The organism is Pontibacterium granulatum (assembly GCF_029961155.1).
Lineage (GTDB): Bacteria > Pseudomonadota > Gammaproteobacteria > Pseudomonadales > Balneatricaceae > Pontibacterium > Pontibacterium granulatum.
Window position 1 is genome coordinate 346283 of the sequence record NZ_JASBRH010000001.1, and the last position, 23145, is coordinate 369427.

At 53.1% G+C, this 23145-nt stretch carries 23 protein-coding genes; 6 read left to right on the plus strand and 17 right to left on the minus strand.

Features of this window, described 5'->3' with window-relative positions; genetic code table 11:
• The first annotated feature begins 186 nt into the window (after positions 1-186).
• The 4 genes from QKW35_RS01685 to folX all read left to right on the plus strand — a co-directional run bounded on the left by QKW35_RS01685 (position 187) and on the right by folX (position 3732).
• On the plus strand, positions 187-1572 hold the full coding sequence (locus tag QKW35_RS01685) for an NfeD family protein (RefSeq protein ID WP_282350362.1): 1386 nt from the start codon (positions 187-189) through the stop codon (positions 1570-1572).
• Positions 1569-2342, plus strand: coding sequence for a slipin family protein (locus QKW35_RS01690; RefSeq protein WP_282350363.1), 774 nt, complete (start codon positions 1569-1571; stop codon positions 2340-2342). Before QKW35_RS01685 ends, QKW35_RS01690 begins: the two co-directional genes overlap by 4 nt.
• A gap of 68 nt (positions 2343-2410) precedes the next feature.
• Entirely contained in the window at positions 2411-3307 is an 897-nt protein-coding gene (locus QKW35_RS01695) for a D-hexose-6-phosphate mutarotase (RefSeq protein WP_282350364.1), read from the plus strand.
• A 62-nt stretch (positions 3308-3369) separates the two neighbouring features.
• Positions 3370-3732, plus strand: coding sequence for a dihydroneopterin triphosphate 2'-epimerase (folX, locus tag QKW35_RS01700; protein ID WP_282350366.1), 363 nt, complete (start codon positions 3370-3372; stop codon positions 3730-3732).
• 61 nt (positions 3733-3793) lie between these two features.
• On the opposite strand, the gene QKW35_RS01705 is transcribed toward folX, so the two are convergent.
• From QKW35_RS01705 to grpE, 9 genes are all read right to left on the minus strand, one after another.
• Complete coding sequence (locus QKW35_RS01705) at positions 3794-4384, minus strand: DUF3501 family protein (RefSeq protein ID WP_282350367.1); 591 nt, start codon at positions 4382-4384, stop codon at positions 3794-3796.
• A gap of 12 nt (positions 4385-4396) precedes the next feature.
• Positions 4397-5740, minus strand: a complete 1344-nt coding sequence (locus tag QKW35_RS01710; RefSeq protein ID WP_282350369.1) for a heterodisulfide reductase-related iron-sulfur binding cluster — start codon at positions 5738-5740, stop codon at positions 4397-4399.
• Between the two features lie 67 nt (positions 5741-5807).
• Positions 5808-6224: a rubrerythrin family protein gene (locus QKW35_RS01715; protein WP_282350370.1), complete on the minus strand. Its 417-nt coding sequence runs from the start codon at positions 6222-6224 to the stop codon at positions 5808-5810.
• 172 nt (positions 6225-6396) lie between these two features.
• Complete coding sequence (locus QKW35_RS01720) at positions 6397-8403, minus strand: putative bifunctional diguanylate cyclase/phosphodiesterase (RefSeq protein WP_282350371.1); 2007 nt, start codon at positions 8401-8403, stop codon at positions 6397-6399.
• Positions 8404-9208: 805 nt separating this feature from the next.
• Positions 9209-10012, minus strand: coding sequence for a 4-hydroxy-tetrahydrodipicolinate reductase (dapB, locus tag QKW35_RS01725; protein ID WP_282350372.1), 804 nt, complete (start codon positions 10010-10012; stop codon positions 9209-9211).
• A gap of 40 nt (positions 10013-10052) precedes the next feature.
• Positions 10053-10850, minus strand: a complete 798-nt coding sequence (gene cysE, locus QKW35_RS01730) for a serine O-acetyltransferase (protein ID WP_282350373.1) — start codon at positions 10848-10850, stop codon at positions 10053-10055.
• A gap of 55 nt (positions 10851-10905) precedes the next feature.
• Entirely contained in the window at positions 10906-12039 is a 1134-nt protein-coding gene (dnaJ, locus tag QKW35_RS01735) for a molecular chaperone DnaJ (protein WP_282350374.1), read from the minus strand.
• A gap of 160 nt (positions 12040-12199) precedes the next feature.
• On the minus strand, positions 12200-14125 hold the full coding sequence (dnaK, locus tag QKW35_RS01740; RefSeq protein ID WP_282350375.1) for a molecular chaperone DnaK: 1926 nt from the start codon (positions 14123-14125) through the stop codon (positions 12200-12202).
• Positions 14126-14255: 130 nt separating this feature from the next.
• Positions 14256-14870 carry a nucleotide exchange factor GrpE gene (grpE, locus tag QKW35_RS01745; RefSeq protein WP_282350376.1) on the minus strand — a complete coding sequence of 205 codons (615 nt, stop codon included), beginning with the start codon at positions 14868-14870 and terminating at the stop codon, positions 14256-14258.
• 213 nt (positions 14871-15083) lie between these two features.
• Here grpE and recN point away from each other — a divergent pair, with 213 nt between their 5' ends.
• Positions 15084-16757 (plus strand): DNA repair protein RecN, encoded by a 1674-nt coding sequence (gene recN / locus QKW35_RS01750; protein ID WP_282350378.1) that lies wholly within the window; start codon positions 15084-15086, stop codon positions 16755-16757.
• Positions 16758-16896: 139 nt separating this feature from the next.
• Here recN and fur read toward each other — a convergent pair whose 3' ends face one another.
• Positions 16897-17319 (minus strand): ferric iron uptake transcriptional regulator, encoded by a 423-nt coding sequence (gene fur / locus QKW35_RS01755; protein WP_282350380.1) that lies wholly within the window; start codon positions 17317-17319, stop codon positions 16897-16899.
• A 153-nt stretch (positions 17320-17472) separates the two neighbouring features.
• Here fur and QKW35_RS01760 point away from each other — a divergent pair, with 153 nt between their 5' ends.
• On the plus strand, positions 17473-17736 hold the full coding sequence (locus tag QKW35_RS01760; protein WP_282350382.1) for an outer membrane protein assembly factor BamE: 264 nt from the start codon (positions 17473-17475) through the stop codon (positions 17734-17736).
• On the opposite strand, the gene QKW35_RS01765 is transcribed toward QKW35_RS01760, so the two are convergent.
• The 7 genes from QKW35_RS01765 to QKW35_RS01795 form a co-directional block, all read right to left on the minus strand.
• Positions 17737-18057, minus strand: coding sequence for an RnfH family protein (locus tag QKW35_RS01765; protein ID WP_282350383.1), 321 nt, complete (start codon positions 18055-18057; stop codon positions 17737-17739). It lies immediately after the preceding gene.
• 16 nt (positions 18058-18073) lie between these two features.
• On the minus strand, positions 18074-18502 hold the full coding sequence (locus QKW35_RS01770; protein ID WP_282350384.1) for a type II toxin-antitoxin system RatA family toxin: 429 nt from the start codon (positions 18500-18502) through the stop codon (positions 18074-18076).
• 134 nt (positions 18503-18636) lie between these two features.
• Positions 18637-20004: a sodium-dependent transporter gene (locus tag QKW35_RS01775; RefSeq protein WP_282350385.1), complete on the minus strand. Its 1368-nt coding sequence runs from the start codon at positions 20002-20004 to the stop codon at positions 18637-18639.
• A gap of 319 nt (positions 20005-20323) precedes the next feature.
• Positions 20324-20656 carry a type II toxin-antitoxin system RelE/ParE family toxin gene (locus tag QKW35_RS01780; protein ID WP_282350386.1) on the minus strand — a complete coding sequence of 111 codons (333 nt, stop codon included), beginning with the start codon at positions 20654-20656 and terminating at the stop codon, positions 20324-20326.
• Entirely contained in the window at positions 20631-20861 is a 231-nt protein-coding gene (locus QKW35_RS01785) for a TA system antitoxin ParD family protein (RefSeq protein ID WP_282350387.1), read from the minus strand. Before QKW35_RS01785 ends, QKW35_RS01780 begins: the two co-directional genes overlap by 26 nt.
• A 185-nt stretch (positions 20862-21046) precedes the next feature.
• Positions 21047-22342: a hypothetical protein gene (locus tag QKW35_RS01790; RefSeq protein WP_282350388.1), complete on the minus strand. Its 1296-nt coding sequence runs from the start codon at positions 22340-22342 to the stop codon at positions 21047-21049.
• Positions 22343-22503: 161 nt separating this feature from the next.
• The gene (locus tag QKW35_RS01795) at positions 22504-22782 is read right to left on the minus strand and encodes a hypothetical protein (RefSeq protein ID WP_282350389.1); all 279 of its coding nucleotides are present in this window, start codon (positions 22780-22782) and stop codon (positions 22504-22506) included.
• Positions 22783-23145: the final 363 nt, after the last annotated feature.

The window sequence follows — 23145 nt, forward strand, 5'->3', positions numbered from 1 at the left end:
CCTGATGCGGCAACAACACGCGGACAAAAGCACACCGTACCTGCCAGATTAGAGCAAGAACGCAGGATGCGAAAGGCGAACTCACACACCATTGATGTGGATTTATTGCGGTTACGCCGCTGCCTGAACAGCAACCCGCTATACTTCTTATGTTTCTACCTGTATATCCACAAGCAGGATAATCCCGTGCCGATACGTGAATATCTGTCATGGATGATCTACTCACTTCTGCTTTTGTTAGGCTTGGCCCTGCCCATTTCGCAGGCCCAGGATAGCCCCTCCCAGGTCTGGCATCTGAAGATCTCAGGTGTGATTGGCCCCGCCAGTAGCGACCTGCTGATACGTACGCTGGAAGACGCACGCGACCATAATGCCCACCTGTTAATTGTTCAGCTGGACACGCCCGGTGGACTGGACAGCTCCATGCGCAACATGATCCAGGCGGTCATCGACTCCCCGGTCCCGGTCGCAACCTTTGTGCATCCCAAAGGCGCCCGTGCCGCCAGCGCAGGCACCTATCTGCTCTACGCCAGCCACATTGCCGCCATGGCGCCGGCGACCAATCTTGGTGCGGCGACCCCTGTACAGATTGGTATGCAGCCGCCACAACCCAAAGATCCAAGCCAACCCGATGACACGCAGAACAGCCCCGGCGCGGCTGCCCAGAATCCCATGCAAAAGAAGATCATGAACGATGCGGCGGCCTATATCCGTGGCTTGGCTGACCTTCATGGCCGTAATGCCGACTGGGCCGAGAAAGCGGTGCGCGATGCCGCCAGCCTCAGCTCCTCTGAGGCCCTTGCGGAAGGAGTGATTGATCTGCTCGCCAACGACCTCAACGATCTGCTCTTGCAACTGGATGGTCGCGAAATCAAGGTGCGGGACCAACCGTATATCCTCCAGACCACAAACCGCGAGCTTACCGAAATCACAACAGACTGGCGCTACGAATTCCTGGCCACGATCACCAACCCAAACGTGGCATACATTCTGATGCTGGTTGGCCTTTACGGCCTGTTGTTGGAGTTCTATAACCCCGGTGTCGGCTTGCCCGGCATCCTGGGTGGCATCAGCCTGCTGGTCGCCCTCTACGCGTTCCAGTTGTTGCCGATCAGTTATGCAGGCTTGGCACTGATCGCCCTGGGTGTGGGTTTGATGGTGACTGAAGCGATGTCCCCCAGCTTTGGCATCTTTGGTGTGGGCGGTGCAATCTCATTTGCCATTGGTTCGGTGATGTTGATGGATTCCGAACTGCCCGCTTTTCAGATCGCGGTACCGGTCATCGCCGCTTTTACCGCCGTGACCGGTGCCCTCTGTGTGTTTGTACTGGCAATGGCCCTGCGCGCCAGAAAGGCCGCTGTGGTCAGCGGATCGGGGATGCTGATCGGCAAACAGGCCATAGCGATGGAAGACTTCCAGAACCTGGGCAAAGTGAAGCTGCATGGTGAGATCTGGAATGCCCAGAGCGACTATCCGATCCACGCTGGGGAAACGGTGACCGTCATACATGTAAAAGGGCTCCTATTGGAAGTACGTAAGGCCCACAGCCCAACCTCGGGAGATTCTTCATGATCACTCTCTACTTCTACGTCAGCATTATTGTCCTGGTCATCGCACTGCTGATCAGCACCTTCCGCATCCTGCGTGAATACGAACGTGGCGTAATTTTCCTGCTGGGTCGCTTCTATAAGGTGAAAGGCCCCGGTCTGATCATCGTGATCCCGCTGATCCAGACCATCGTGCGGGTGGATATCCGTACGGTGGTGATGGACGTACCAACCCAGGACGTAATCTCCCGTGATAACGTCTCGGTGATGGTCAACGCCGTGGTGTATTACCGGGTGGTAGATTCCCAGAAAGCGATTATCAATGTGGAAAACTTCCACGAAGCCACCAGCCAGTTGGCACAAACCACCCTGCGCTCGGTGCTGGGGCAGCATGAACTGGACGAGATGCTCGCTTCTCGCGATACCCTCAACAAGGACATACAAACCATTCTCGATCAGCAGACGGACGATTGGGGCATCAAGGTAAGTAACGTGGAGATCAAGCACGTGGACCTGAACGAATCGATGATCCGTGCCATCGCCAAGCAGGCGGAATCCGAACGTGAACGACGCGCGAAAGTGATCCACGCCACCGGTGAACTGGAAGCCTCCGAGAAACTGCGTGAAGCCGCACGCATTCTGTCAGAACAACCGCAAGCGATGCAGCTGCGCTACCTGCATACCCTGACTGAAATCGCGGGCGAACACAGCAACACCATCGTTTTCCCGCTGCCCATCGACCTGTTGAAGAGCCTGCAAGACACGCTGAACAAAGGCAAAAATAGCAGCGCCTAACGCTGCACTTTGACAAAGAGATCGCATACTATCCCTGCTATCCGTTTTGTCATATCAGGGACTTAGCCGTGCAGGGCATAATCAACCCAAGCCAAACCGTTTCGCTTACCTCCAGCGCAGACTGCTACGATAAGCCGGGCCTGCCCCTGCTGCAGATCAGCAACCAGAGCTGCGATGCGATAATCGCGTTACAGGGTGCGCAGCTACTGGAATTCACCCGTAAGGATGGCACAAACCTGCTTTGGCTGAGCCCACATGCCATCTTTGCCGAAGGCAAAGCGATCCGCGGCGGCATCCCGGTCTGCCTGCCCTGGTTTGGCATAAACCACCAGGATCCTTCCAAACCTAAGCACGGCTTTGTACGGAATCAGGATTGGCACCTCATCGCCATCCATGAACCGGATACAGAGACCACGGAGCTGGTATTTGCCTATACAGCCTGCGAAGAAGACCTCAAGCTGTTCCCGCATGCATTCAGCGCACAACTGACACTGCGTCTTTCCCACCTGATCGATATACAACTGCAAGTGAGTAACCACTCCGACAGCGACGCCGAGTTTAGCTGGGCCCTGCACAGTTATCATCCGGTGGAAACGCTGGCCGATGCAGGTGTCAGCGGTCTGGCGGGGCTGAACTACCTGGATAACCTGCAGGGGCTGAAATCGGTCAATCAGGCAGGTGATATCCGTTTCCACGGCGAGGTCGACCGGGTGTATGAGTCCGTACCAACACGCCAACAGATAACCGGCACTCCAAATCTGACCATCACCGGCGAGAACTGCCCAACCGCGATCGTCTGGAATCCGGGCGCAGCAAACGCCGCTGCGATGACGGATGTAGGAGAAGAGATCCACCAGCAATTTATCTGCGTAGAGAGGGGTGCTGCATTCGCTGACAGCTGGATTCTGGGATCAGGTGAGTCTCGCTCTGCACGTTTGCAGATAGCAAAAACCACATCCGAGTAATACCCGAGCATTCGCATCTGGTATTCTGTGACAAATCTTCCTGATCACACCAAGGAGCTTTTATGTCGATCAGTAATGCGGTCATCAACATTACCAACCTGCGCCTGCGCACTTTTATCGGGTTTAACCCGGAAGAGATGACCAAACAACAGGACGTTGTCATCAATATCGAGATCCACTACCCCGCTGACAAGGCGATGGCAAACGACGACGTAGAAGCTGCGCTGAACTACAAAACCATCACCAAGCAGGTGATCTCCCATGTGGAATCGGGCCACTTTAAGTTGTTGGAGAAACTGGTGTCAGACGTGCTGGATATCTGCTCGGAGCACCCGTGGACCGAGTATGCACGTGTAACGATTGATAAACCGCATGCGTTGCGCTTTGCGGACTCGGTATCGCTGTCGCTGGAGTGGCGGAGATAAGCAGCAACGGTATCACTGGGTTGCGTGTTATGCCGCTCAACCCAGTAAATACGGTCAGCTCTCAGGACTCATCAATATCCTGCATCAAGGCCGACCGACTTCCCTCCGGCACAGCCATCTCCACCGAATACTGCGGGTGATCCACCCCCATCTTCACGCCCGTTTTGATGTTCAATACCGAACGCTGCATCTCCGGTGTCAGCTCAAAACGCAGGAAGTGAACACTGGAGGTTTTCTCTTCGTTATCCCGCTCCAGGTCTTCGTCAGCGATGGCATACACGGGTTCGTAACCATTCACCCGCACCCACACCTTACGCTCCACACCAATCAGTTCAGCCAACGCCTGACGACGTTGCTCCACATCGTCGTATTCAATCAGCATGGTAGCTTTCCAGTTGCCGCCATCCGGGATCAAAGGGTTGTAGGTGTCCAGCTCTTCCTGAATCGCATCAGCCTCGAAGATACGTTCGGCACGCAGCATCTCCTGGATCTGGTATTGCATGGTAAGGCGGTCTTCAAACAACAGGCGGATATGATTCCCCAACTTCACCTGACGGTTGGTTTTGTGGGCCATCACCTCCCGGCGAAAATTGTCGCGGCAGTCGGCATAGGCTTCCAACGACAGCAGATCATCTCGGGTCAGCTTGTTCATAATCTGAATTCCTCATAGTCCGTACGCTTTGTGCAACAGGGAGATCGGGTGCAGAGATTCGGGACGCTCGCTCAGCTGGGCGATATGCCCCCCCGCCATCGGACAGTCACTGCTCAGGGTTGCGCCCTCGGCAGCCTGTACCTTGCGGGCCACCGGTCGGCCAATTTTCACAGCCTTATCGTGGGTTTCCACTTTCACCGCGTAGGTACCGTCGTGACCGGAACACCGTTCTAGCACATTAACCTTGGTGGCTGGCACCAGGCTCAGCACATCACGCGCTTTATAACCGATATTCTGCACCCGCAAATGACAGGCTACCTGATAACTGATATCGCCAAGCGGGTTGGAAAAATCTGTACGTAACAGACCCGCCTTGTGGCGTAACCAGAGGTATTCAAAGGGATCAAAGAACGCGTTCTTTACTTTCTGCACCTGCGGATCGTCCGGGAACAACAGCGGAAGCTCCTGCTTGAACATCAACACACAAGAAGGCACCAGCGCGGTCAGATCGTAGCCCTTATCCACAAGCACAGCCAGTTGCGGGATATTGTGCTCTTTGGCCTGCTCAACACTTTCCAGATCCCCCAGCTCCATCTTCGGCATACCACAACAGCGCTCGCTGTTTACTAGCTTCACCGCGATATTATTGTGGTGGAACACGTCCACCAGATGGGTACCCAGCACCGGACTGTTGTTGTTTCCGTAGCAGGTAGTGAACAGTGCAACCTGACCACGGGTACGGTCAGTGGATTGAACTTTAACCTCACGCAATTCGCGAAGCTGCTCTGTAACCCGTTTACGCATGGTGTTGGAGTGAAACTTGGGAAGCACGGCCTGATGGTGCACACCCATGGTTTTTTCCAACAGGTTACGTGCCCAGCGTTGTTCGTTCATGGTGTTGATAGTCACATCGACCACCGGGATCGTCGCCCAGCGTCCAACGCCATCGGTGTTGGTCAACACTTTATCGCGCAAACTGGCACCCTGCTGCTGGTATTTCACCGCCTTGGCGCGCAGCATCAGGTGGGGAAAGTCGACGTTCCACTCGTGGGGTGGCACGTAGGGGCATTTGGTCATGTAACACATGTCACAGAGGTAACACTGATCAGCGACTTTCATGTAATCCGCCGGATCAACTCCGTCCACCTCCATGGTCTCGGACTCGTCCACCAGATCAAACAGGGTGGGAAAGGACTCACACAAATTCACACAGCGCCGACAGCCGTGGCAGATATCAAATACCCGCTCCAGCTCTTTATTCAGCGCGTCGGCGTCGTAAAACGATTCGTTTTTCCAATCCAGGGGGTGGCGTGTTGGCGCGTCCAGGCTGCCCTCACGGTCAGGCGACTTGCTCATGCCGTTGCTCTCGCAGCCGGAGATCGGAGCTCGTTACTCACCCTTGCTCCGATCCCCGTATCAGGGATTAGTCCATAGCATCCAGTGCTTTCTGGAAACGGTTGGCGTGACTGCGCTCGGCCTTCGCCAGGGTTTCAAACCAATCGGCAATCTCATCAAAACCCTCTTCACGGGCGGTTTTTGCCATGCCCGGATACATATCGGTGTATTCGTGGGTTTCGCCGGCGATGGCGGCTTTGAGGTTGTCGGAGGTCTGACCGATTGGCAGACCGGTGGCGGGATCCCCCACCTCTTCCAAGTAATCGAGATGACCATGGGCATGGCCAGTCTCACCTTCAGCGGTTGAGCGGAACACCGCAGACACGTCGTTGTACCCCTCTACGTCAGCCTTGGCGGCAAAGTAGAGATAACGTCGGTTAGCCTGGGATTCGCCCGCAAATGCATCCTTCAGATTCTGCTCCGTCCTGCTACCTTTGAGAGACATGGTCACTCTCCTCTAAACAGTGAATCAAGACAGCTCAATATAAGGATAGGTAACCGTGGCGGGCCTTTCTAAATAAAGATTCTTTATTCTGACTATTGAGTACCGCTATCGATGCGGCCAGAAGAAGGGAGGTGGCGGCTATCGTCATCCATAACGGGCGCCGCCACCGGGGTTAAACCTCTTCAATTTCAGCCGAATGCACCAGGATACTGGCCAGATCCGGGGTTGGGCGTCCAACGTAGTAGCCCTGTGCATAAGTAATGTTTGCCGCTTCCACCAGGTCCAGCACCTCCTGACTTTCCACAAACTCGGCAATGGTTTCCAGGTTCAGTTCCTTCGACAGTTTGGCAATGCTGTTTACAAACGCCATATCCCGCTTGTCGCTCGCCATATTGGCGATGAACTCGCCTTCGATCTTCACGTAATCGATCGGCAGGTGCTTGAGATAGTGGAAGGAGGAGAAACCGGAGCCAAAGTCATCGATCGCCAGCTTAAAGCCCTCTTCCTTCAGATTGGCCACAAACTGCTCCAGCACCGAGATGCTTTTCACCGTATCGCGTTCGGTGATCTCAAACACCACACTCTGGGTGTTGATCTGATGCAACTGGGTCAGGCGTTTCACCTGGTGGATAAAGTCACTCACCACCACCGCCCGTGGTGACATATTGATAAACAACATACCCTGGTAGTTGATGGCTCTGGCGGCAGCAAAGGCCTTGTCCATCACGATGTAATCCAGGGCATGGATCTTATCCATCGATTCGGCAATCTCGATAAATTCCGCCGCCTTCATCAGGCTATCGTCCGGCAACTCGATACGACTCAGTACTTCGACCGCAGTCACGCGGCCATTGTCGGTACGCTGAATCGGCTGGAACACGGGGATCAGTTTGCGGTGTTCGATCGCATGTTTCACCAGCAGCGTCTTCTCGCTCATATCTTTGAAGATATTCACCAGATCGTGCTCATCCGGTACACAGAGACGGTCTTTGCCATCCTGCTTCGCGCGGTACATGAGATTATCCACAAACATGAACAGATCTTTCTTGTTCTCGGCATGGTCGGGATAGATGCCGATACCTATCGATGCGGTGACTTTCAGTTCAGCACCGGAGGTATGGGTAACGGAGAAGCAGCGGATACGTTCCAGCAGGCGACGCCCTGCGCTTTCCGCTTCTTCCAGATCGGCTTCAGACAGCAGCACGACAAACTCGTCACCGCCGTATCGAGCCACAACAGCGCCCTGCGGGAAGGTATCGAGCAGGCACTCCGCAAAGGTTTCCAGCAGCTTGTCGCCCCAGCTATGACCGTAGCCGTCGTTGATCGACTTGAAGTTATCCAGGTCGATCATCAGCACGGCCACCTTGTAGTCGTGGCGGGCACAGCGATCCAGCTCGTACTCCAGCAGCTCCCAGAACATACGCTGGTTGTAAAGATTGGTCAGCGGATCACGGGTAGCGTAGTACTCCAGATCGTTGGTGTACTTATAGATAGCACGGACCGACCCCACCACGTTTAGCAGGGTGGAGAGTACGCTCTCCAATACCAACAATTTAGTCTGGTCGCGAATTATCTCGGACTGCACGCCGATACCGACTATACCGCCAATCTTTGGTGTATCAACCAACAGGGATTTGCACTGCAGCTCGATACTGTCCTGATCCAATACGATCTCAGGTCCGACACTGCTTGCAACGTTATGGCGCACGTTGAGGCCCGCCGCATACAACTGGGAGTCACTCTGTTTCAGTCGGCGGATCACTGCCTTTTCCATATTCTCCTGCGTTTCCTGAGTCGCTGGGCGCAACCAGAAAATCTCCAGGTCAAACAGCTCATCGTCCACCTTGAAGATGGAGAACATGGTGTGTGCATCGATCACCTTATTAATTTCCATCAGCAGGTCGCTGACATATTCACGCCAGTCGCGCACCACTTCGGAGGTGATCACAAATTTTTCCAGCAGCCGAATCTCAAACTCCAGCAACTCTTTATCCACAGCTACATCACGTAGTTTGGTGGCCAGAGTGGCGACCTCGTCGTAGATACGCCCCAGTTCTTCGAAATCAAACTTGGAGCGCTCCAAATCCAGCTTTTTCAGGTCGGCGATCGACTCCACGGTAGATACGCCATCGGTCAGCTGACGGATAGATTCATCCACGCGACGAGTTAAGGAGCGCACCGCTACATAGCCGAGCAACAAGGGCAGCGGCGCTATTAATAACAAACTGTAGATAAGGTTTGATTTTGCCCGAGAAACGGCAGGTTCGAGATTTTGACGGACTTCAATAACACCGAGGCTATCACCAGCATCTGCATTAGTATGACATGCTTGGCAGTTCTCTCTGGCTACCAGAGGATAAAGAAATCGGCTGTCGGTGTCCGTTTCAAAAGTCGCCACCTGACTGGTTCTAATCGCCTCCAATACGTCCTTATCCATTTCTGGTTGCTCTATGGAGCCAAATAAAGCATCTACGATTGGCGCGCGATACAGCCTGAGTTTTAGTTCTGAGCCTGAATTATCTTCCTCCATTCGATGGAGAAAATGTTCCAGCTGCTGACGTGACCACCCCTGACTCATGACCACATACATGGAGTTAAATGTTTGCCGGGCCACGCGGTCTGCCACTTGAGTAGCGTTTTCCCGAATGCTACTGGTGAATGCTTGGCTTGCAATCACGAAGATAACCAAAAATCCCAGTGCGGAGAATAAGAGTATCCTTCTCAAAAGATAGCTATTGATCGTACTGCTCTGTGGTCTCATTTTGTTTTAATTTTTTCCACGACAAATACAGGGGCGGATTTAAGCTAGCATAATTCCGCTGATTTAAAAGATTTTCTATAATTTTTATTAGTTAATCCCTGCGCAGATCAATACTATTCTGTTTGAATCCCTCAGCCAGAAATAAACAAGCGTTTGACTCATTTCTGGTCTTGAAGCACAAAAAAGGCCCCTATTGGGGCCTTCTTGATAGATGCTTGACGGTTCAGTGCAGATCAAGCACATCCTGCATGTTGTAGATGCCGTTATCTTTGTCGCTGACCCAACGCGCTGCACGTACAGCACCTTTTGCAAAGGTCATACGGGAGCTTGCCTTGTGGGTAATTTCAACGCGCTCACCTTCAGTGGCAAACAGTACAGTGTGATCACCTACGACGTCACCGGCACGGATGGTAGCAAAGCCGATCTCTTTCTTTGGACGCGCGCCTACCTGACCTTCACGGCCGTAAACCGCGCACTCTTTCAGATCGCGACCCAACGCGTCAGCAACCGCTTCACCCATGCTGATGGCGGTACCGGATGGGGAATCCACTTTGTGGTGGTGGTGTGCTTCGACGATCTCAACATCGTAGTCGTCACCCAGCGCTTTGGCTGCCATCGCCAGCAGCTTGAAGCACAGGTTTACACCCACGCTCATGTTGGAGGCAAAAACACCTGCCAGCTTGTCACCGTAGCTGTTCAGCTCATCGCGTTCAGCATCGCTCAAGCCGGTGGTACCAATCACAATCTTTTTGTTGTTGGCGGCACAGAACGCCAGGTTGTGCAGGGTTGCCTGCGGTGCGGTGAAGTCGATCAATACGTCGAAGTCGTCCACAGCATCAGCGATATCACCTACGATCTTAACGCCCAGTTTGCCAACGCCAGCGACCTCACCAGCATCAGCACCGATCAGGGAGCTGGTAGGTTCTACGATCGCGGCACCCAGTTCGACACCTTCAGCCTGCTGGATCGCTTCAATGTTGGTTTTACCCATACGCCCGGCGGCACCGGTTACTGCAATTCTGATCATGCGATTTAATCCTGATTAGCTGCCTGTTACAGGCAACACATTATTCGTTCGGAATATTCTGGTCCATATCCAGCGCAGGTTTTTCACAACCGGCACTGCCCACAATCTTCGCGGGTACGCCCACAACGGTGGTGTGTGGCGGTACATCTTCCAGCACAACGGAACCGCCACCGACCTTAGCGCCAGCACCCACTTCGATGTTACCGAAGATTTTCGCACCGGCAGCAATCAATACACCTTCGCGGATTTTAGGGTGACGGTCGCCGGATTCTTTACCCGTGCCGCCCAGGGTTACGTTCTGCAGGATCGACACATCGTTTTCGATCACACAGGTTTCGCCCACCACGATGCCGGTTGCATGGTCAAACATTACACCACGCCCAATCTGGGCCGCCGGATGAATATCCACCTGCAGGACGGAGCTAACGCGGCTTTGAATATACAGTGCCATGGAGTGACGGCCCTGTTTCCACATCCAGTTTGCCACACGGTGTGCCTGGATCGCGTGGAACCCTTTCAGGTAGAGCAGTACGGTCGAGAGTTTACCGATCGCCGGGTCACGGGTGCGTACTGCACTCAGGTCGTGACACACGGAGAGGATAATCTGTGGATCGGACTCAAACGCTTGCTCGATCAGCTCGCGCAGCGTGACCGCAGGCATCACCTCATCGGCCAGTTTACCCGCCAACAGGTAGGAAAGCGCGGAGGACAGGTTGCGGTGTCCGATAATGGTGGCGTGAAAGAAACTGGCCAGAAACGGTTCGTTTTCCGCTTCTACCCGTGCTTCTTCCTGAATCATTGCCCAAAGTGCTTTGGGTTCGAGTGGTATGGAGGTCATAAAGCCCTCAGTGTCGTGCCCTTGAAACAGCGCGGGCCGGAAACCGGCCCACCATTTAGGTCATATCTTCAAAAAACTTCTTCACCGAATCAAAGAAACCGTGTTTCTTCGGTGAATGCTTGCTGTTGCCCTGCTCCATCTCGTCGTGGAACTCACGCAACAGCTCTTTCTGGCGACTGCTTAGGTTGACCGGGGTTTCCACCACCGCACGCACCAACAGATCACCTACAGAACCACCACGTACCGGTTTCACACCTTTGCCACGCAAACGGAACAGTTTACCGGTCTGGGTTTCAGCAGGTACTTTGAGTTTAACGCGACCATCCAGGGTTGGCACTTCCAATTCACCACCCAAAGCTGCGTCCACAAAGCTGATCGGCACTTCGCAATACAGGTGCTTACCGTCACGCTCGAAGATCGGGTGCGCCGTTACGTTCACCTGAACGTACAGGTCGCCCGCAGGACCACCGTGGGAACCCGCTTCACCTTCACCCGCCAGACGGATACGATCACCCGTATCAACACCCGCTGGAATCTTAACGGACAGGGTCTTGGTCTTCTCGATGCGCCCCTGGCCACGACAGTCAGTACATGGATCGGAGATCACATGGCCCTCGCCGCGACAGGTCGGACAGGTCTGCTGCACAGAGAAGAAGCCCTGCTGCATACGTACCTGGCCCATACCGCCACAGGTGCCACAGGTTTTTGGTGATGTACCTGGTTTGGCACCGCTGCCGTGACAGGTTTCACAGTTCACCAGTGTTGGAACTTTGATCATGCGCTCTACACCACGTACCGCCTCTTCCAGAGAGAGGTCCATGTTGTAGCGCAGGTCTGCGCCGCGCTGCACGGAGCTACGACGGCCACCACCGCCGCCACCGAAGATATCACCAAAGACATCACCAAAGATGTCACCGAAACCACCTTCGAAACCACCGCCGCCAAAGCCGCCACCCATGTTGGGATCAACACCGGCGTGACCGTACTGGTCGTACGCTGCTTTCTTCTGGGCATCGGAGAGAATTTCATAGGCTTCGTTTACTTCCTTGAACTTCTCTTCCGCTTCCTTATCATCCGGGCTACGGTCCGGGTGATACTTCATCGCCATGCGGCGGAAAGCTTTTTTGATGTCGCGGTCGGATGCGTCTCGGTCAACACCGAGCACTTCGTAGTAGTCTTGTTTTGACATAGTCGGTTCTGGCTATCTCTTTAATCGGCGACATTTGCCGGATACAACAACGCGGGCCGAAGCGTTTTAGCCCCGAATCCCGCGATGCCTTGCACAGCAGTTATCCGGCGGGAGGCAACTCCACACCGGATAACGTCCTATTCAGAAGTCAGACGTAGAATTACTTCTTGTCGTCTTTAACCTCTTCGAACTCAGCATCAACGGCGTCATCGCCTGGCTTCGCTTCTTCAGCGCCGCCTGCTGCCTGCTCTGCTTCAGCCTGCTGAGCCGCTTCAGCGTACATCTTCTGGGCTACGCCAGAGATCGCTTCAGTCAGGGCTGCAGTTTTCGCTTCGATCGCATCTTTGTCGTCGCCTTTCAGGGCTTCTTCAAGTTCAGCGGTCGCTTTCTCGATGTTTGCTTTCTCTTCGTCAGTCGCTTTGTCCCCAGCTTCTTCCATGGTCTTCTTCGCAGAGTGGACCATAGCGTCGCCCTGGTTGCGCGCCTGACTCAGTTCTTCAAACTTCTTGTCTTCTTCCGCGTGCGCTTCCGCGTCACGTACCATCTGTTCGATCTCGTCATCGCTCAGACCAGAAGAGGCTTTGATGATGATGGACTGCTCTTTACCGGTTGCCTTGTCTTTCGCAGATACGTTCAGGATACCGTTAGCATCCAGGTCGAAGGTTACTTCGATCTGAGGCATGCCGCGTGGAGCTGGCGGAATGTCAGCCAGGTCGAAACGACCCAGAGATTTGTTCTGCGCAGCCTGCTTACGCTCACCCTGTACCACATGGATGGTAACCGCGGTTTGGTTGTCATCAGCCGTGGAGAAGATCTGGGACTTCTTGGTTGGGATCGTGGTGTTCTTCTCGATCAGAGACGTCGCCACGCCACCCATGGTTTCAATACCCAGAGTCAGTGGAGTCACGTCCAGCAGCAGTACGTCTTTCACGTCACCCGCCAGTACCGCACCCTGAATGGATGCACCCATCGCTACCGCTTCGTCAGGGTTCACGTCCTTACGTGGTTCTTTACCGAAGAAGTCAGCAACCGCTTTCTGAACCATTGGCATACGGGTCTGACCGCCCACCAGGATCACTTCGTCGATTTCAGACGCAGACAGGTCAGCGTCTTTCAGCGCGATGCGGCATGGTTCGATAGAACGGGTTACCAGTTCTTCTACCAGAGATTCCAGTTTCGCACGGGTCACTTTTACGTTCAGGTGCTTAGGACCGGTTGCGTCAGCGGTGATGTACGGCAGGTTCACGTCGGTCTGCTGTGCAGACGACAGCTCACACTTCGCTTTTTCAGCCGCTTCTTTCAGACGCTGCAGAGCCAGCGGGTCGTTGTGCAAATCGATACCGGACTCTTTCTTGAACTCAGCAGCCAAGTACTCGATCAGACGCAGGTCAAAGTCTTCACCACCCAGAAATGTGTCGCCGTTGGTAGCCAGTACTTCAAACTGGTGCTCGCCGTCCACGTCAGCAATCTCGATGATGGAGATATCAAAGGTACCACCACCCAGATCGTATACCGCGATGGTCTTGTCACCTTTAGACTTGTCCATGCCGTATGCCAGTGCCGCAGCAGTAGGCTCGTTAATGATACGCTTAACTTCCAGTCCTGCGATCTTACCCGCGTCTTTAGTTGCCTGGCGCTGAGAGTCATTGAAGTATGCAGGTACTGTGATTACCGCTTCAGTTACCGGCTCACCCAGGTAATCTTCAGCAGTCTTCTTCATTTTCTTCAGAATTTCAGCAGACACCTGAGGCGCTGCCAGTTTTTGATCACGCACCTGTACCCATGCGTCACCGTTGTCGGCTTCTACGATCTTGTACGGCACCATCTTGATGTCTTTCTGTACAACATCGTCTTTAAAACGACGACCGATCAGACGCTTGATCGCAAACAGGGTGTTATCAGGGTTGGTTACCGCCTGACGTTTCGCCGGCTGACCTACCAGAGTCTCGCCATCTTCTGCGTACGCGATGATAGACGGGGTGGTGCGATCGCCTTCAGCGTTCTCAATAACTTTGCTCTTGTCACCATCCAGGATAGCTACACAGGAGTTGGTAGTACCCAGGTCGATACCGATGATTTTACCCATTCGAATGTCACTCCAAGTTTCTGCCCGTTAAGACGGGTCAGCGGTCAAATCTTTAATAAATGCTTTGCAATCTATATTGGTGCGCCAAACTCAGTTTCAAGGCCCTGCACCAACTTTTCTTCAGTTCAAATCAGCCTTTGGCTACCATCACCATCGCCGGACGAACCAGACGACCGTTCAGGGTGTAGCCTTTCTGCATCACCGCTACAACGGTGTTGGCCTCTACGCCTTCCGCCGGCACCATGGACATCGCCTGGTGCAGCTCTGGGTTGAACGGCTCGCCTTCAGGGTTCACCTGCTCAACGTTGAATTTCGCCAGACCACTGACGAACATGTTCAGCGTCATCTCAACACCTTCGCGCATCGGCTTAACGGCCTCATCGTCTCCGGCTGCTTCGATTGCGCGCTCCAGGTTGTCAGCGATCGCCAGCATCTCGGTCGCGAATTTCTCCACACCGAACTTGTGCGCTTTCTCCACATCCTGTTCCGCACGGCGACGGATGTTCTGAATTTCCGCCTGGCCACGCAGCATCTGGTCTTTCAAGGCAGCCGCTTCTGCCTGAGCAACCTCCAGCTGGCTCATGAGCTCGGCTACAGACTGCAGCTCTGGCTCGGCCTCCTCCGCCAGAGGATCAGTCTCAAGCGCAGCTTGCTCTTCAGCTGTTACCTCTTCCGCAACGGCCTGTTCAGCCTGCTGAGCTTGCTCAGTTGCTTCGGTTTCAGGGGCTTTTTCTTCGTTTGCCATCTGGAATCTCCAACTATTACTGCACCGATGTGCACAGAGTTATTCTTGCCTGTCGCTGTATATGGGGCCCGCCCGACACTTTTCAACACCAAAAGCCACAATTTTTTGTCATGAATATGATTTAAATTTGCACCGCAGATGGTTATTGCTTATACAGTAAAAAATACTGTATAAATAAACAGCTTCCTTTGAGCAACTACAGGCAACCGTGCGATGCTGAATCAGATAAATATCCGTGACTACGCCATCGTTGATGAACTTGATCTCGAACTGCAGAACGGTATGACCGTGGTCAGCGGTGAAACCGGTGCTGGCAAATCGATTATGCTGGATGCTCTCGGCCTCACCCTGGGTGACCGTGCCGACAGTGGCGCTGTGCGCAACGGCGCCGAGCGGGCAGAGATTACCGCCAGTTTCGATGTCTCCAACATCCCAGAGGCCCAAGCTTGGCTGCACCAGCAGGAACTGGATCAGGATGGCGAATGCATTCTGCGTCGGGTGATTACCCGTGAAGGCCGATCCCGCTGTTACATCAATAATCGTCCAAGCCCAATCGGCGCTGTGCGGGAGTTGAGCGAACACCTGATCGACATTCACGGCCAGCACGAACATCAACGCCTGTTGAAGAAAGAACACCACCGCCTGCTGTTGGACCAATACGCCGGTGCGGGCATACAGGCAGGTAAAACCCAGCGCACTTTCAACGAGTGGCGCAAGCTGGATAAAACACTGCGCCAACTGACTGAAGCCAGTGATGAGCAAGCTGCCCGTATTCAACTGTTAAGCTACCAGATCGAAGAGCTGGACCAGATCAGTCCCACCGAGGGTGAACTGCAAGATCTGGAGCAGGAACAGAAACAACTCGCCAATGCCTCGGAGATTTTGCACAGCGGCCACCAACTGATGGCCCTGACCACTGAGGGAGAAGGTGATAACTGCCTGGCTCTGCTCAACCAGTGCCTGCAACTGCTTGGCAATATGTCCGATCAGCAGGGCGTGACACAAGTGAGCGAGATGCTGAATAGTGCGCATATCCAGATTGAGGAAGCCGGTAGCGAACTGCGCCACTACCTCGACGGCGTTGAGCTGAACCCAGAACGCCAGATGGAAGTAGAAGAGCGACTCTCCACACTCTACGATGTGGCGCGCAAACACAAGGTACAGCCAGAAGCTCTGCCGCGTCTGCATCAGGAACTAGCAGAGGAGCTACACGACCTGCAAAACAGCGACGAAGCGCTGGAACAACTGCAGCACGATGTCGAACAGAAAAGGGACCAATTCCGAGAGGAAGCGAAAAAGCTCAGCGCGATGCGTGCCAAAGCCGCACGTAAACTCAGCAAAGCAGTAGACGAACAACTGCATAACTTAGGTATGCTGGCGGCCAACTTCACCGTGCAGCTCACCCCGTACGAAACCGATCAGCTCAACGCCACGGGGCTGGAAGAGGTAGAGTTCCTGATCAGTACCAACAAAGGCCAGCAGGCACGCCCATTGGCGAAGATCGCCTCCGGCGGTGAATTGTCCCGTATCAGCTTGGCGATACAGGTAATCACAGCCCAGACCTCCAGCACGCCAACACTGATCTTCGACGAGGTCGATGTGGGTATCGGCGGTGCGGTGGCGGAGGTCGTTGGACGCCTAATGCGCCAATTGGGTGAGCGTACCCAGGTCCTCTGCGTAACACACCAACCGCAAGTGGCATCCCAGGGACATCAACACCTGTTTGTCAGCAAGAAAGCGCGCAAACAGCAGACCTTTACCCGCATCAACCGCCTGCGTACCGACGAACGCGTGCAGGAAGTAGCGCGAATGCTGGGGGGGATCGAGATCACCGAACGCTCCATCGAGCACGCCCGCGAGATGCTCAACGGCGCGATCACGCACTAACCAACGATCGAGTTGGGATAACGCACAGGTTGTGCCATCACGGAGCGATACCCAAATGAAGGCCTAGTCCCGTCCAGAATAAAAAAGCCAGCTTGAAGCTGGCTTTTTTATTGGCTACTGATCGCGCGAGGGTGATCGATTATTTCTCTTCCGCGTCCTTGGAGACACCGTAGAGGTAAAGAGTGCGGTCGGTGATAGTAAAACCGTTCTTCTCGGCTATCTCATCCAGCAGCGCATCCAGACGTGGATCGTTGAATTCACGTACAACACCTGACTTCACGCAAACCATATGATCATGATGATCGTCACGTGCCAGTTCAAATACGGAGTGGCCTCCTTCGAAGTGGTGACGGGACACCAAACCCGCTGCCTCAAACTGAGTCAGAACGCGGTATACGGTTGCCAGGCCTACATCCTCACCGGCAGACATCAACAGCTTGTAGATATCTTCTGCGCTGAAGTGCTCACCAGCCTCTGCCTTTTCGAGGATCTGGTAAATTTTAACGCGTGGCAGCGTTACTTTTAGCCCAGCCTTGCGCAGTTCCTGATTTTCGATTGCCATAATAATTCTCTATGCTGTTCCTGACTCGGAATGATACACTGCCTCCCATTATCCGCATTTAACTGTGAAAGTGGAAGCCAGAAAGAAATGCAAAAAGTTCTTGTTAGCATTGCCCTTATAACTTTGTTGGCAGGCTGTTCCGGATTTCCGGGTGTGTACAAGATTGATGTTCAACAGGGTAATGTCGTTACCCAGGAAATGGTTGACCAGCTGCGTCCAGGCATGACCCGTAGCCAGGTTCGCTACGTGTTGGGCACACCACTGCTGACCGATACATTCCACGCCAACCGCTGGGACTACGTTTACACCCTGCAGGAAGGCAAAGGCGACTATGGCCGCCAAACGCTGATGGTTATATTCGAAGACGACAAACTGGTTGCCGTGCGTGGCGACTACCGTCCTGGCGCCGCCAACTAATTATTCCCCTTTACGTGCAGCCTCTTCAGCTTCTTTCTTAGCTTTCATCTTGGCTGCACGTTTCGCACGTGCTTCTTTCGGATCCGCAATCAATGGACGGTACAGCTCGATACGCTGACCTTCCTTCAGGATTGTCTCCTTAGGATCTCGGATCGCCTTGCCAAAAATCCCCATTGGAATATTGTCCGGATCAATTTCAGGATACGCTTCAACGATACCTGATCGAATCACCGCATCGTACGCCGAACAATCTTCCTCTACCTGCAGCGCAATTATTTTCTGATCATGCGGTAATGCGTACGCTACTTCTACTCGGATCATCGGGAATACCTGTGAGTTAATAGATTTCGTCAGCACGTTTCACAAACGCTTCAACCATGGTGGTCGCAACCTGGTTGAACACCTTGCCCATAGCCAGAGAGCTCAATTTACCGGAGAACTCAAAGCCCAGACTCAACTCCACCTTGGACGCCTCGTCACTCAACGGTTTGAATGTCCAGACACCGGAGAGCACCGAAAACGGACCGTCCACCAACTCCATTGTCATCTCTGTCGGACGCGTTAGTCGGTTGCGGGTGGTGAAGCTGTATTTCAATCCGCCCTTGGACACATTCAGGGTAGCAACCAGTTCATCTTCAGAGCGACTAATAACGTTAACGGAGCTACACCATGGCAGAAACTGGGGATAACTATCCACATCATTTACCAGATCAAACATCTGCTCTGCGGTATGCAGAACCAAAGCGCTACGATCAACCTGCGTCATTGTACGGCCTCTGAAAACAGTTCGCGGTGATTATACGTGATTCCACCGCATTTTCACGGACGTGGCGGAGAAGGAAAAGTGGATTACGGAGAGCAAGAAGACGGCCGCCCTAAGGCAGCCGCCTGAAGCACAGTTTAGCCTGCCAGTTTCTGGTACAGGTTAACCACGAAGATAATGGATACCGCCAGCGGTGCGATGAAACGGATGGAGATGTACCACAGGTAGAACTGACCATTCTCTTCCATTGACAGCTCGTCCAGGCTGACCTTCTTCTTCACAAACCAACCAGCGAACAGGGAGATAAAGATACCACCCAGCGGCAGCATGATGTTGGCAGTCGCGAAATCCAGGAAGTCGAAAGTATTCATGCCGAACAGAGTGACATCAGACATGAAGTTGAACGAGCCCAGCGCCAGGATACCCAAACCCCATACCGTCAAGGCCAGGATTACACAGGAGGTCACACGGCTCATACCAAAGTTTTCCACCATGTACGCTGCGGCAGGCTCCATCAGGGAGATCGCAGAGGTCCATGCCGCTACACCAATCAGCACGAAGAACAGGAAGCCGAACAACTGACCGCCCGCCATCTGACCGAATGCTACCGGCAGGGTCACGAACATCAGACCAGGACCTGCGCCGGGATCCATGCCGTTTGCAAATACGATCGGGAAGATTGCCAGACCGGCAATCAGCGCTACCAGCGTATCCATCGCAGCGATGGTCATTACCGTGCCGCCGATAGATGCTTTCTTAGGCATGTAGGAACCGTACGCCATGATCGCGCCCATCCCCAGAGACAAGGTAAAGAAGGAGTGACCCAATGCAACCAGCACTGCATCCCAGCTCAACTTGCTAACGTCAAACTCGAACAGGAAGTTCCAACCTTCGGAGAAATGCCCGGTGTTCATGGAGTAACCCAGCAGCACCAGCAACAGCACAAACAGCGCCGGCATCATGATGCGGGTTGCACGCTCCAGACCTTTGTTAACCCCACCCGCTACAACGGTCATTACCATCACGACGAATACAGTGTGCCAGATCAGCAGACTTTCCCAGTCGCCCAGCAGGCCATTAAAGACTGCACCGGCCTGTTCGCCACCAATACCGACAAAGTCCCCTTTGCCCATACCCGCGATGTAATACAGCACCCATCCCGCAACAACGGAATAGAACGAAAAGATCATGAAGCCCGAAAGAACCCCCATCAGACCCACCAGCGACCACGTACCGCTGTGACCGGATTCTTTCGCGACTTCACGCATCGCGTTGATCGGGCTCTGTCGCGCACGACGGCCGATCAGCACTTCCCCCATCATGATAGGTACACCTACCAGCAGGATACAGACCAGATAAACGAGAACAAAAGCACCGCCGCCGTTCTCGCCGGTGATATACGGAAACTTCCAGATGTTACCCAAACCAACAGCGGATCCGGTCGCTGCCAGGATAAAGATCCATCGGTTCGCCCAGGAACCGTGAATTGATTGTTTCTCTTGCATTGCAATCTCTAATTAGTGTCGCGACTTTCGTATAGTGTACAAACTCGCGGTATTGTTCATATCCTGATCGGTCTTGCAACGGAAAGTCGGCAAAAATTCGATCATTTAGGCATAAATCAACAATTCCGTACAAGAAACGCGCTAAATGATGGTTATATGTGGTAGTCAGTAGTTTAGCGGGCTATAGAGATTTCGCCGCTGGATGAAAGATGGTTATACGTGGTCAAAGTGGACCAAATGTGGACACTCAAAAAAAATGTCCAATTGAACCTCGCCACCGGCCAACTCGCCGCAAAAGAAAAAGGCTCCCGAGGGAGCCCTAATCGCCGATGATCTTCAAATCAGCCTTCCTGCGCTTTTTCATCGCTTGGTAGAAGTTTTCATGTGGTCCAAGGTTCAACAAGTGAAGCTCAAGCTTACCTTCATTCCAGCTATAGCCAAGCAGGACTTCACGCCCTTCAATCTTGAATTTGTGGACCCACAAATAACTAAGATCACCTTTCTTTCTAGTTCCTATTTCCGGATTGACGATGATCTTTTCAATCTCATCCTCGACCACAGTCAATACGTCCTCACTAAGCTTATTAAGCGATTTAGTGAATGTGCGAGACTCTAAAACCTGGATTTCAGCCCCGTTTGGTCCTTCGTACATATTTGGATACCTTACCAGCCGCAATCTCTTCGCGCGCTAGCAGTGCTTCTTTGATGAACTCATAGGACAGATCGGGATTTTCTTCGACAATCTCGCCAATCTTGGCCCAATGTTCTATCTGTTTCGGCACTGTACGGCTAGAAACATGCGAGTGAATTTTAACGTTCTCGACGAACTCGTCGTCTAAGCGAACACTAGTTGCCATTTCATCTCTCCGTGCGCCTTCTCAGTGTCATCGTTCAGTTTCAGTGTCATCGTTCAGTTTCAGTGTCATCGTTCAGTTTCAGTATCATCGTTCAGTTTCAGTATCATCGTTCAGTTTCAGTATCATTAGTCAGTATCATTTCAGGCGCAAAATCATTTTGCGACAATTTGTCGCGTAACGCAACACTAAGCAGCATGTTTAAGCATTCGTCGCTCTAGAAGCCTGTCCCGCCAACTCTCGTTAAACTCTTCCAGACTGATCTTACGTTCTCGGAGGTATCCCAAGACGTCATCCCAGATGCCGGTTTTGCGTAGGTAGTCGATGCTTCGGCCTGCACTGTAGCCGTGCCGTGCGTGGATGGAGAGGATGTTGCCCAAGGCTAAGGCAACATTTCGAGCGTTGTCTATTCCAGGTTCCTTTCGTACCCGTTTGTAGATGACGTCTTGGTGATGACGGTTGAAGTCGGCATCGAGCATGAACAGGGACCAGTGAGGGTTATAGAACTTGCCTTCGGGAAGCTGGAACTGTTCCATTGCGTATTCCCAGAGTGCGCCGAGGTGTTCAAAGGCTTGGGCGTAGGACTTCATTCTGATGTCCTTAACGCTGTTGTTTGGAAGGGTTTGAAACCCTTCATCGAACTGGTTGAGGACTTGGTGACTGAAACGAAATTCAAGACGCCATACGTCGCCATAGTCAGGATCGAAGCCGTATTGGTCGGGAGTCCAGTTGCGGGACATTTCACCGGACCATGCAGCGTGCATGAAGTCGCGTTTATCGGAGCTGATGATCTCTTTGGATTTGTTGTAGTGGGCAAACTGTAGAGCGTTAACTGATCCGAAGGTGAAAGATTGGCCTTTGCCGTACTGTACGGAGACTTCACCGAGTGTCATTTCTGCCCGGTCGATGCCATCGCGAGCAAACAGGCGATTAGAACGGCATACGATGCGATCTGAGAAGTTTTTAACGGGTTCATAACCTTGGACATCAAGGGCGAGATGTAAGGCTACACCGCCGTATATGAAGTCTTCCTGAAGGAGTTCTGCTGCGATACCGTCCATGTAGGACTGTACTTCTTCAGGTGTAGAGGTAAGCAGTAGTTTAGGGGAGCACTCTATTTTTAGGTGTGTTCCCGTGCGACAGGATTCTGCGAAGTGTGTTTTTACAAAGCAGATGATTCCTACTTCGTTGTTCTGTAGGCGTATTTTATAGCCGGATGCGCCACCAGGACGGACTACAAAGTCAAAACCGTGTAGGTGCACTATACGGGTTTCGTTACGGGCTTCTTCGTATTCCTGGTCGAGTTCTTCAAAGCGATCCTGGTCGAGTGTTCCACGATAGAGTTGACGAACGGTATCCACAGAGCTGAGTAGCAGTTTTACTTTGGAGAGGTCTTGTTGAAAGTCCGTTGAACAGAAAAGACGGCCTTTTTCGTTTTCTTCATAGAGCCAAGTGTCGTATCGATCTGCATGCTTCAGTTTCATAACTCACCTTATGAAATAACTACCTTGTAACCACTGTTTAACCAGCGTATTTAGTGTTGTTTGTGTCACGTGCTACAGGGAACGTGACCGGGGTGTCGCCCCGCGCCGCCTGCGCCTCGCATAGCATCGTTACCAGCGGCGCAGGGCGTCTCTAAACCTGCTTATATGGTTTGCTGCTCCGTTTCTGTGATGATGCGACCAGCCTGCTCAGACAGGCTCTGAAGCTCTTCAGGGGCGTTAGTTGCCAATGTGAGCATGAGACGAAGCTTCTCATTCTCTGCCTGGACTTTACGCAGTCGGATAGGCAGCAGGTCGATCAGTAGACGTAGTAGCTGATTGATGACAGGCAATACGCACAGGGCAAAGAGCACTGTGAGGGATATGTCAGTGATCAAGATTTGGTTGATGAGGCTGACGACTTGTTCTTCTGTGTATTCCATTGGTGGTTCTCCGTTTAGTTAATGCTGCGTAGTTGTTTGGGCGTCTTAACGTACCCCCGCCGGTAACGACCCGACCGGTTCAAACCTGATTCCCGACCCCCATCCGAGACGGTTCGAAGCAGCAGCCGGGACTACTGACACGATATAGCGCCGACGAGTCGGCGGTCTTTGCAACCTCATTGGGGCTCTGCCCCAGCCGGGCGGCTTCCCCGCAAGGGGTGAAGTCACCCCTTGACCGACTATGGCTTTGGTTGGGCAGTGATCCTGTACCGTGTCGCCGATAACCCGCTTACCGAGAAAGTAAACGCCAAGCCCTTCGGGGTGGCCGGACCGCTCCAACTCCATGCAAGCCGACAACAACGG

What these genes read in the sequence shown, in the direction of transcription:
- QKW35_RS01690 (WP_282350363.1), top strand. Translation starts at nt 1,569, where the DNA reads ATGATCACTCTCTACTTCTACGTCAGCATTATTGTCCTGGTCATCGCA.
- folX (WP_282350366.1), top strand. Translation starts at nt 3,370, where the DNA reads ATGTCGATCAGTAATGCGGTCATCAACATTACCAACCTGCGCCTGCGC.
- QKW35_RS01705 (WP_282350367.1), bottom strand. Translation starts at nt 4,384, where the DNA reads ATGAACAAGCTGACCCGAGATGATCTGCTGTCGTTGGAAGCCTATGCC.
- QKW35_RS01710 (WP_282350369.1), bottom strand. Translation starts at nt 5,740, where the DNA reads ATGAGCAAGTCGCCTGACCGTGAGGGCAGCCTGGACGCGCCAACACGC.
- QKW35_RS01715 (WP_282350370.1), bottom strand. Translation starts at nt 6,224, where the DNA reads ATGTCTCTCAAAGGTAGCAGGACGGAGCAGAATCTGAAGGATGCATTT.
- dapB (WP_282350372.1), bottom strand. Translation starts at nt 10,012, where the DNA reads ATGATCAGAATTGCAGTAACCGGTGCCGCCGGGCGTATGGGTAAAACC.
- cysE (WP_282350373.1), bottom strand. Translation starts at nt 10,850, where the DNA reads ATGACCTCCATACCACTCGAACCCAAAGCACTTTGGGCAATGATTCAG.
- dnaJ (WP_282350374.1), bottom strand. Translation starts at nt 12,039, where the DNA reads ATGTCAAAACAAGACTACTACGAAGTGCTCGGTGTTGACCGAGACGCA.
- dnaK (WP_282350375.1), bottom strand. Translation starts at nt 14,125, where the DNA reads ATGGGTAAAATCATCGGTATCGACCTGGGTACTACCAACTCCTGTGTA.
- grpE (WP_282350376.1), bottom strand. Translation starts at nt 14,870, where the DNA reads ATGGCAAACGAAGAAAAAGCCCCTGAAACCGAAGCAACTGAGCAAGCT.
- recN (WP_282350378.1), top strand. Translation starts at nt 15,084, where the DNA reads ATGCTGAATCAGATAAATATCCGTGACTACGCCATCGTTGATGAACTT.
- fur (WP_282350380.1), bottom strand. Translation starts at nt 17,319, where the DNA reads ATGGCAATCGAAAATCAGGAACTGCGCAAGGCTGGGCTAAAAGTAACG.
- QKW35_RS01765 (WP_282350383.1), bottom strand. Translation starts at nt 18,057, where the DNA reads ATGATCCGAGTAGAAGTAGCGTACGCATTACCGCATGATCAGAAAATA.
- QKW35_RS01770 (WP_282350384.1), bottom strand. Translation starts at nt 18,502, where the DNA reads ATGACGCAGGTTGATCGTAGCGCTTTGGTTCTGCATACCGCAGAGCAG.
- QKW35_RS01775 (WP_282350385.1), bottom strand. Translation starts at nt 20,004, where the DNA reads ATGCAAGAGAAACAATCAATTCACGGTTCCTGGGCGAACCGATGGATC.
- QKW35_RS01780 (WP_282350386.1), bottom strand. Translation starts at nt 20,656, where the DNA reads ATGTACGAAGGACCAAACGGGGCTGAAATCCAGGTTTTAGAGTCTCGC.
- QKW35_RS01785 (WP_282350387.1), bottom strand. Translation starts at nt 20,861, where the DNA reads ATGGCAACTAGTGTTCGCTTAGACGACGAGTTCGTCGAGAACGTTAAA.
- QKW35_RS01790 (WP_282350388.1), bottom strand. Translation starts at nt 22,342, where the DNA reads ATGAAACTGAAGCATGCAGATCGATACGACACTTGGCTCTATGAAGAA.
- QKW35_RS01795 (WP_282350389.1), bottom strand. Translation starts at nt 22,782, where the DNA reads ATGGAATACACAGAAGAACAAGTCGTCAGCCTCATCAACCAAATCTTG.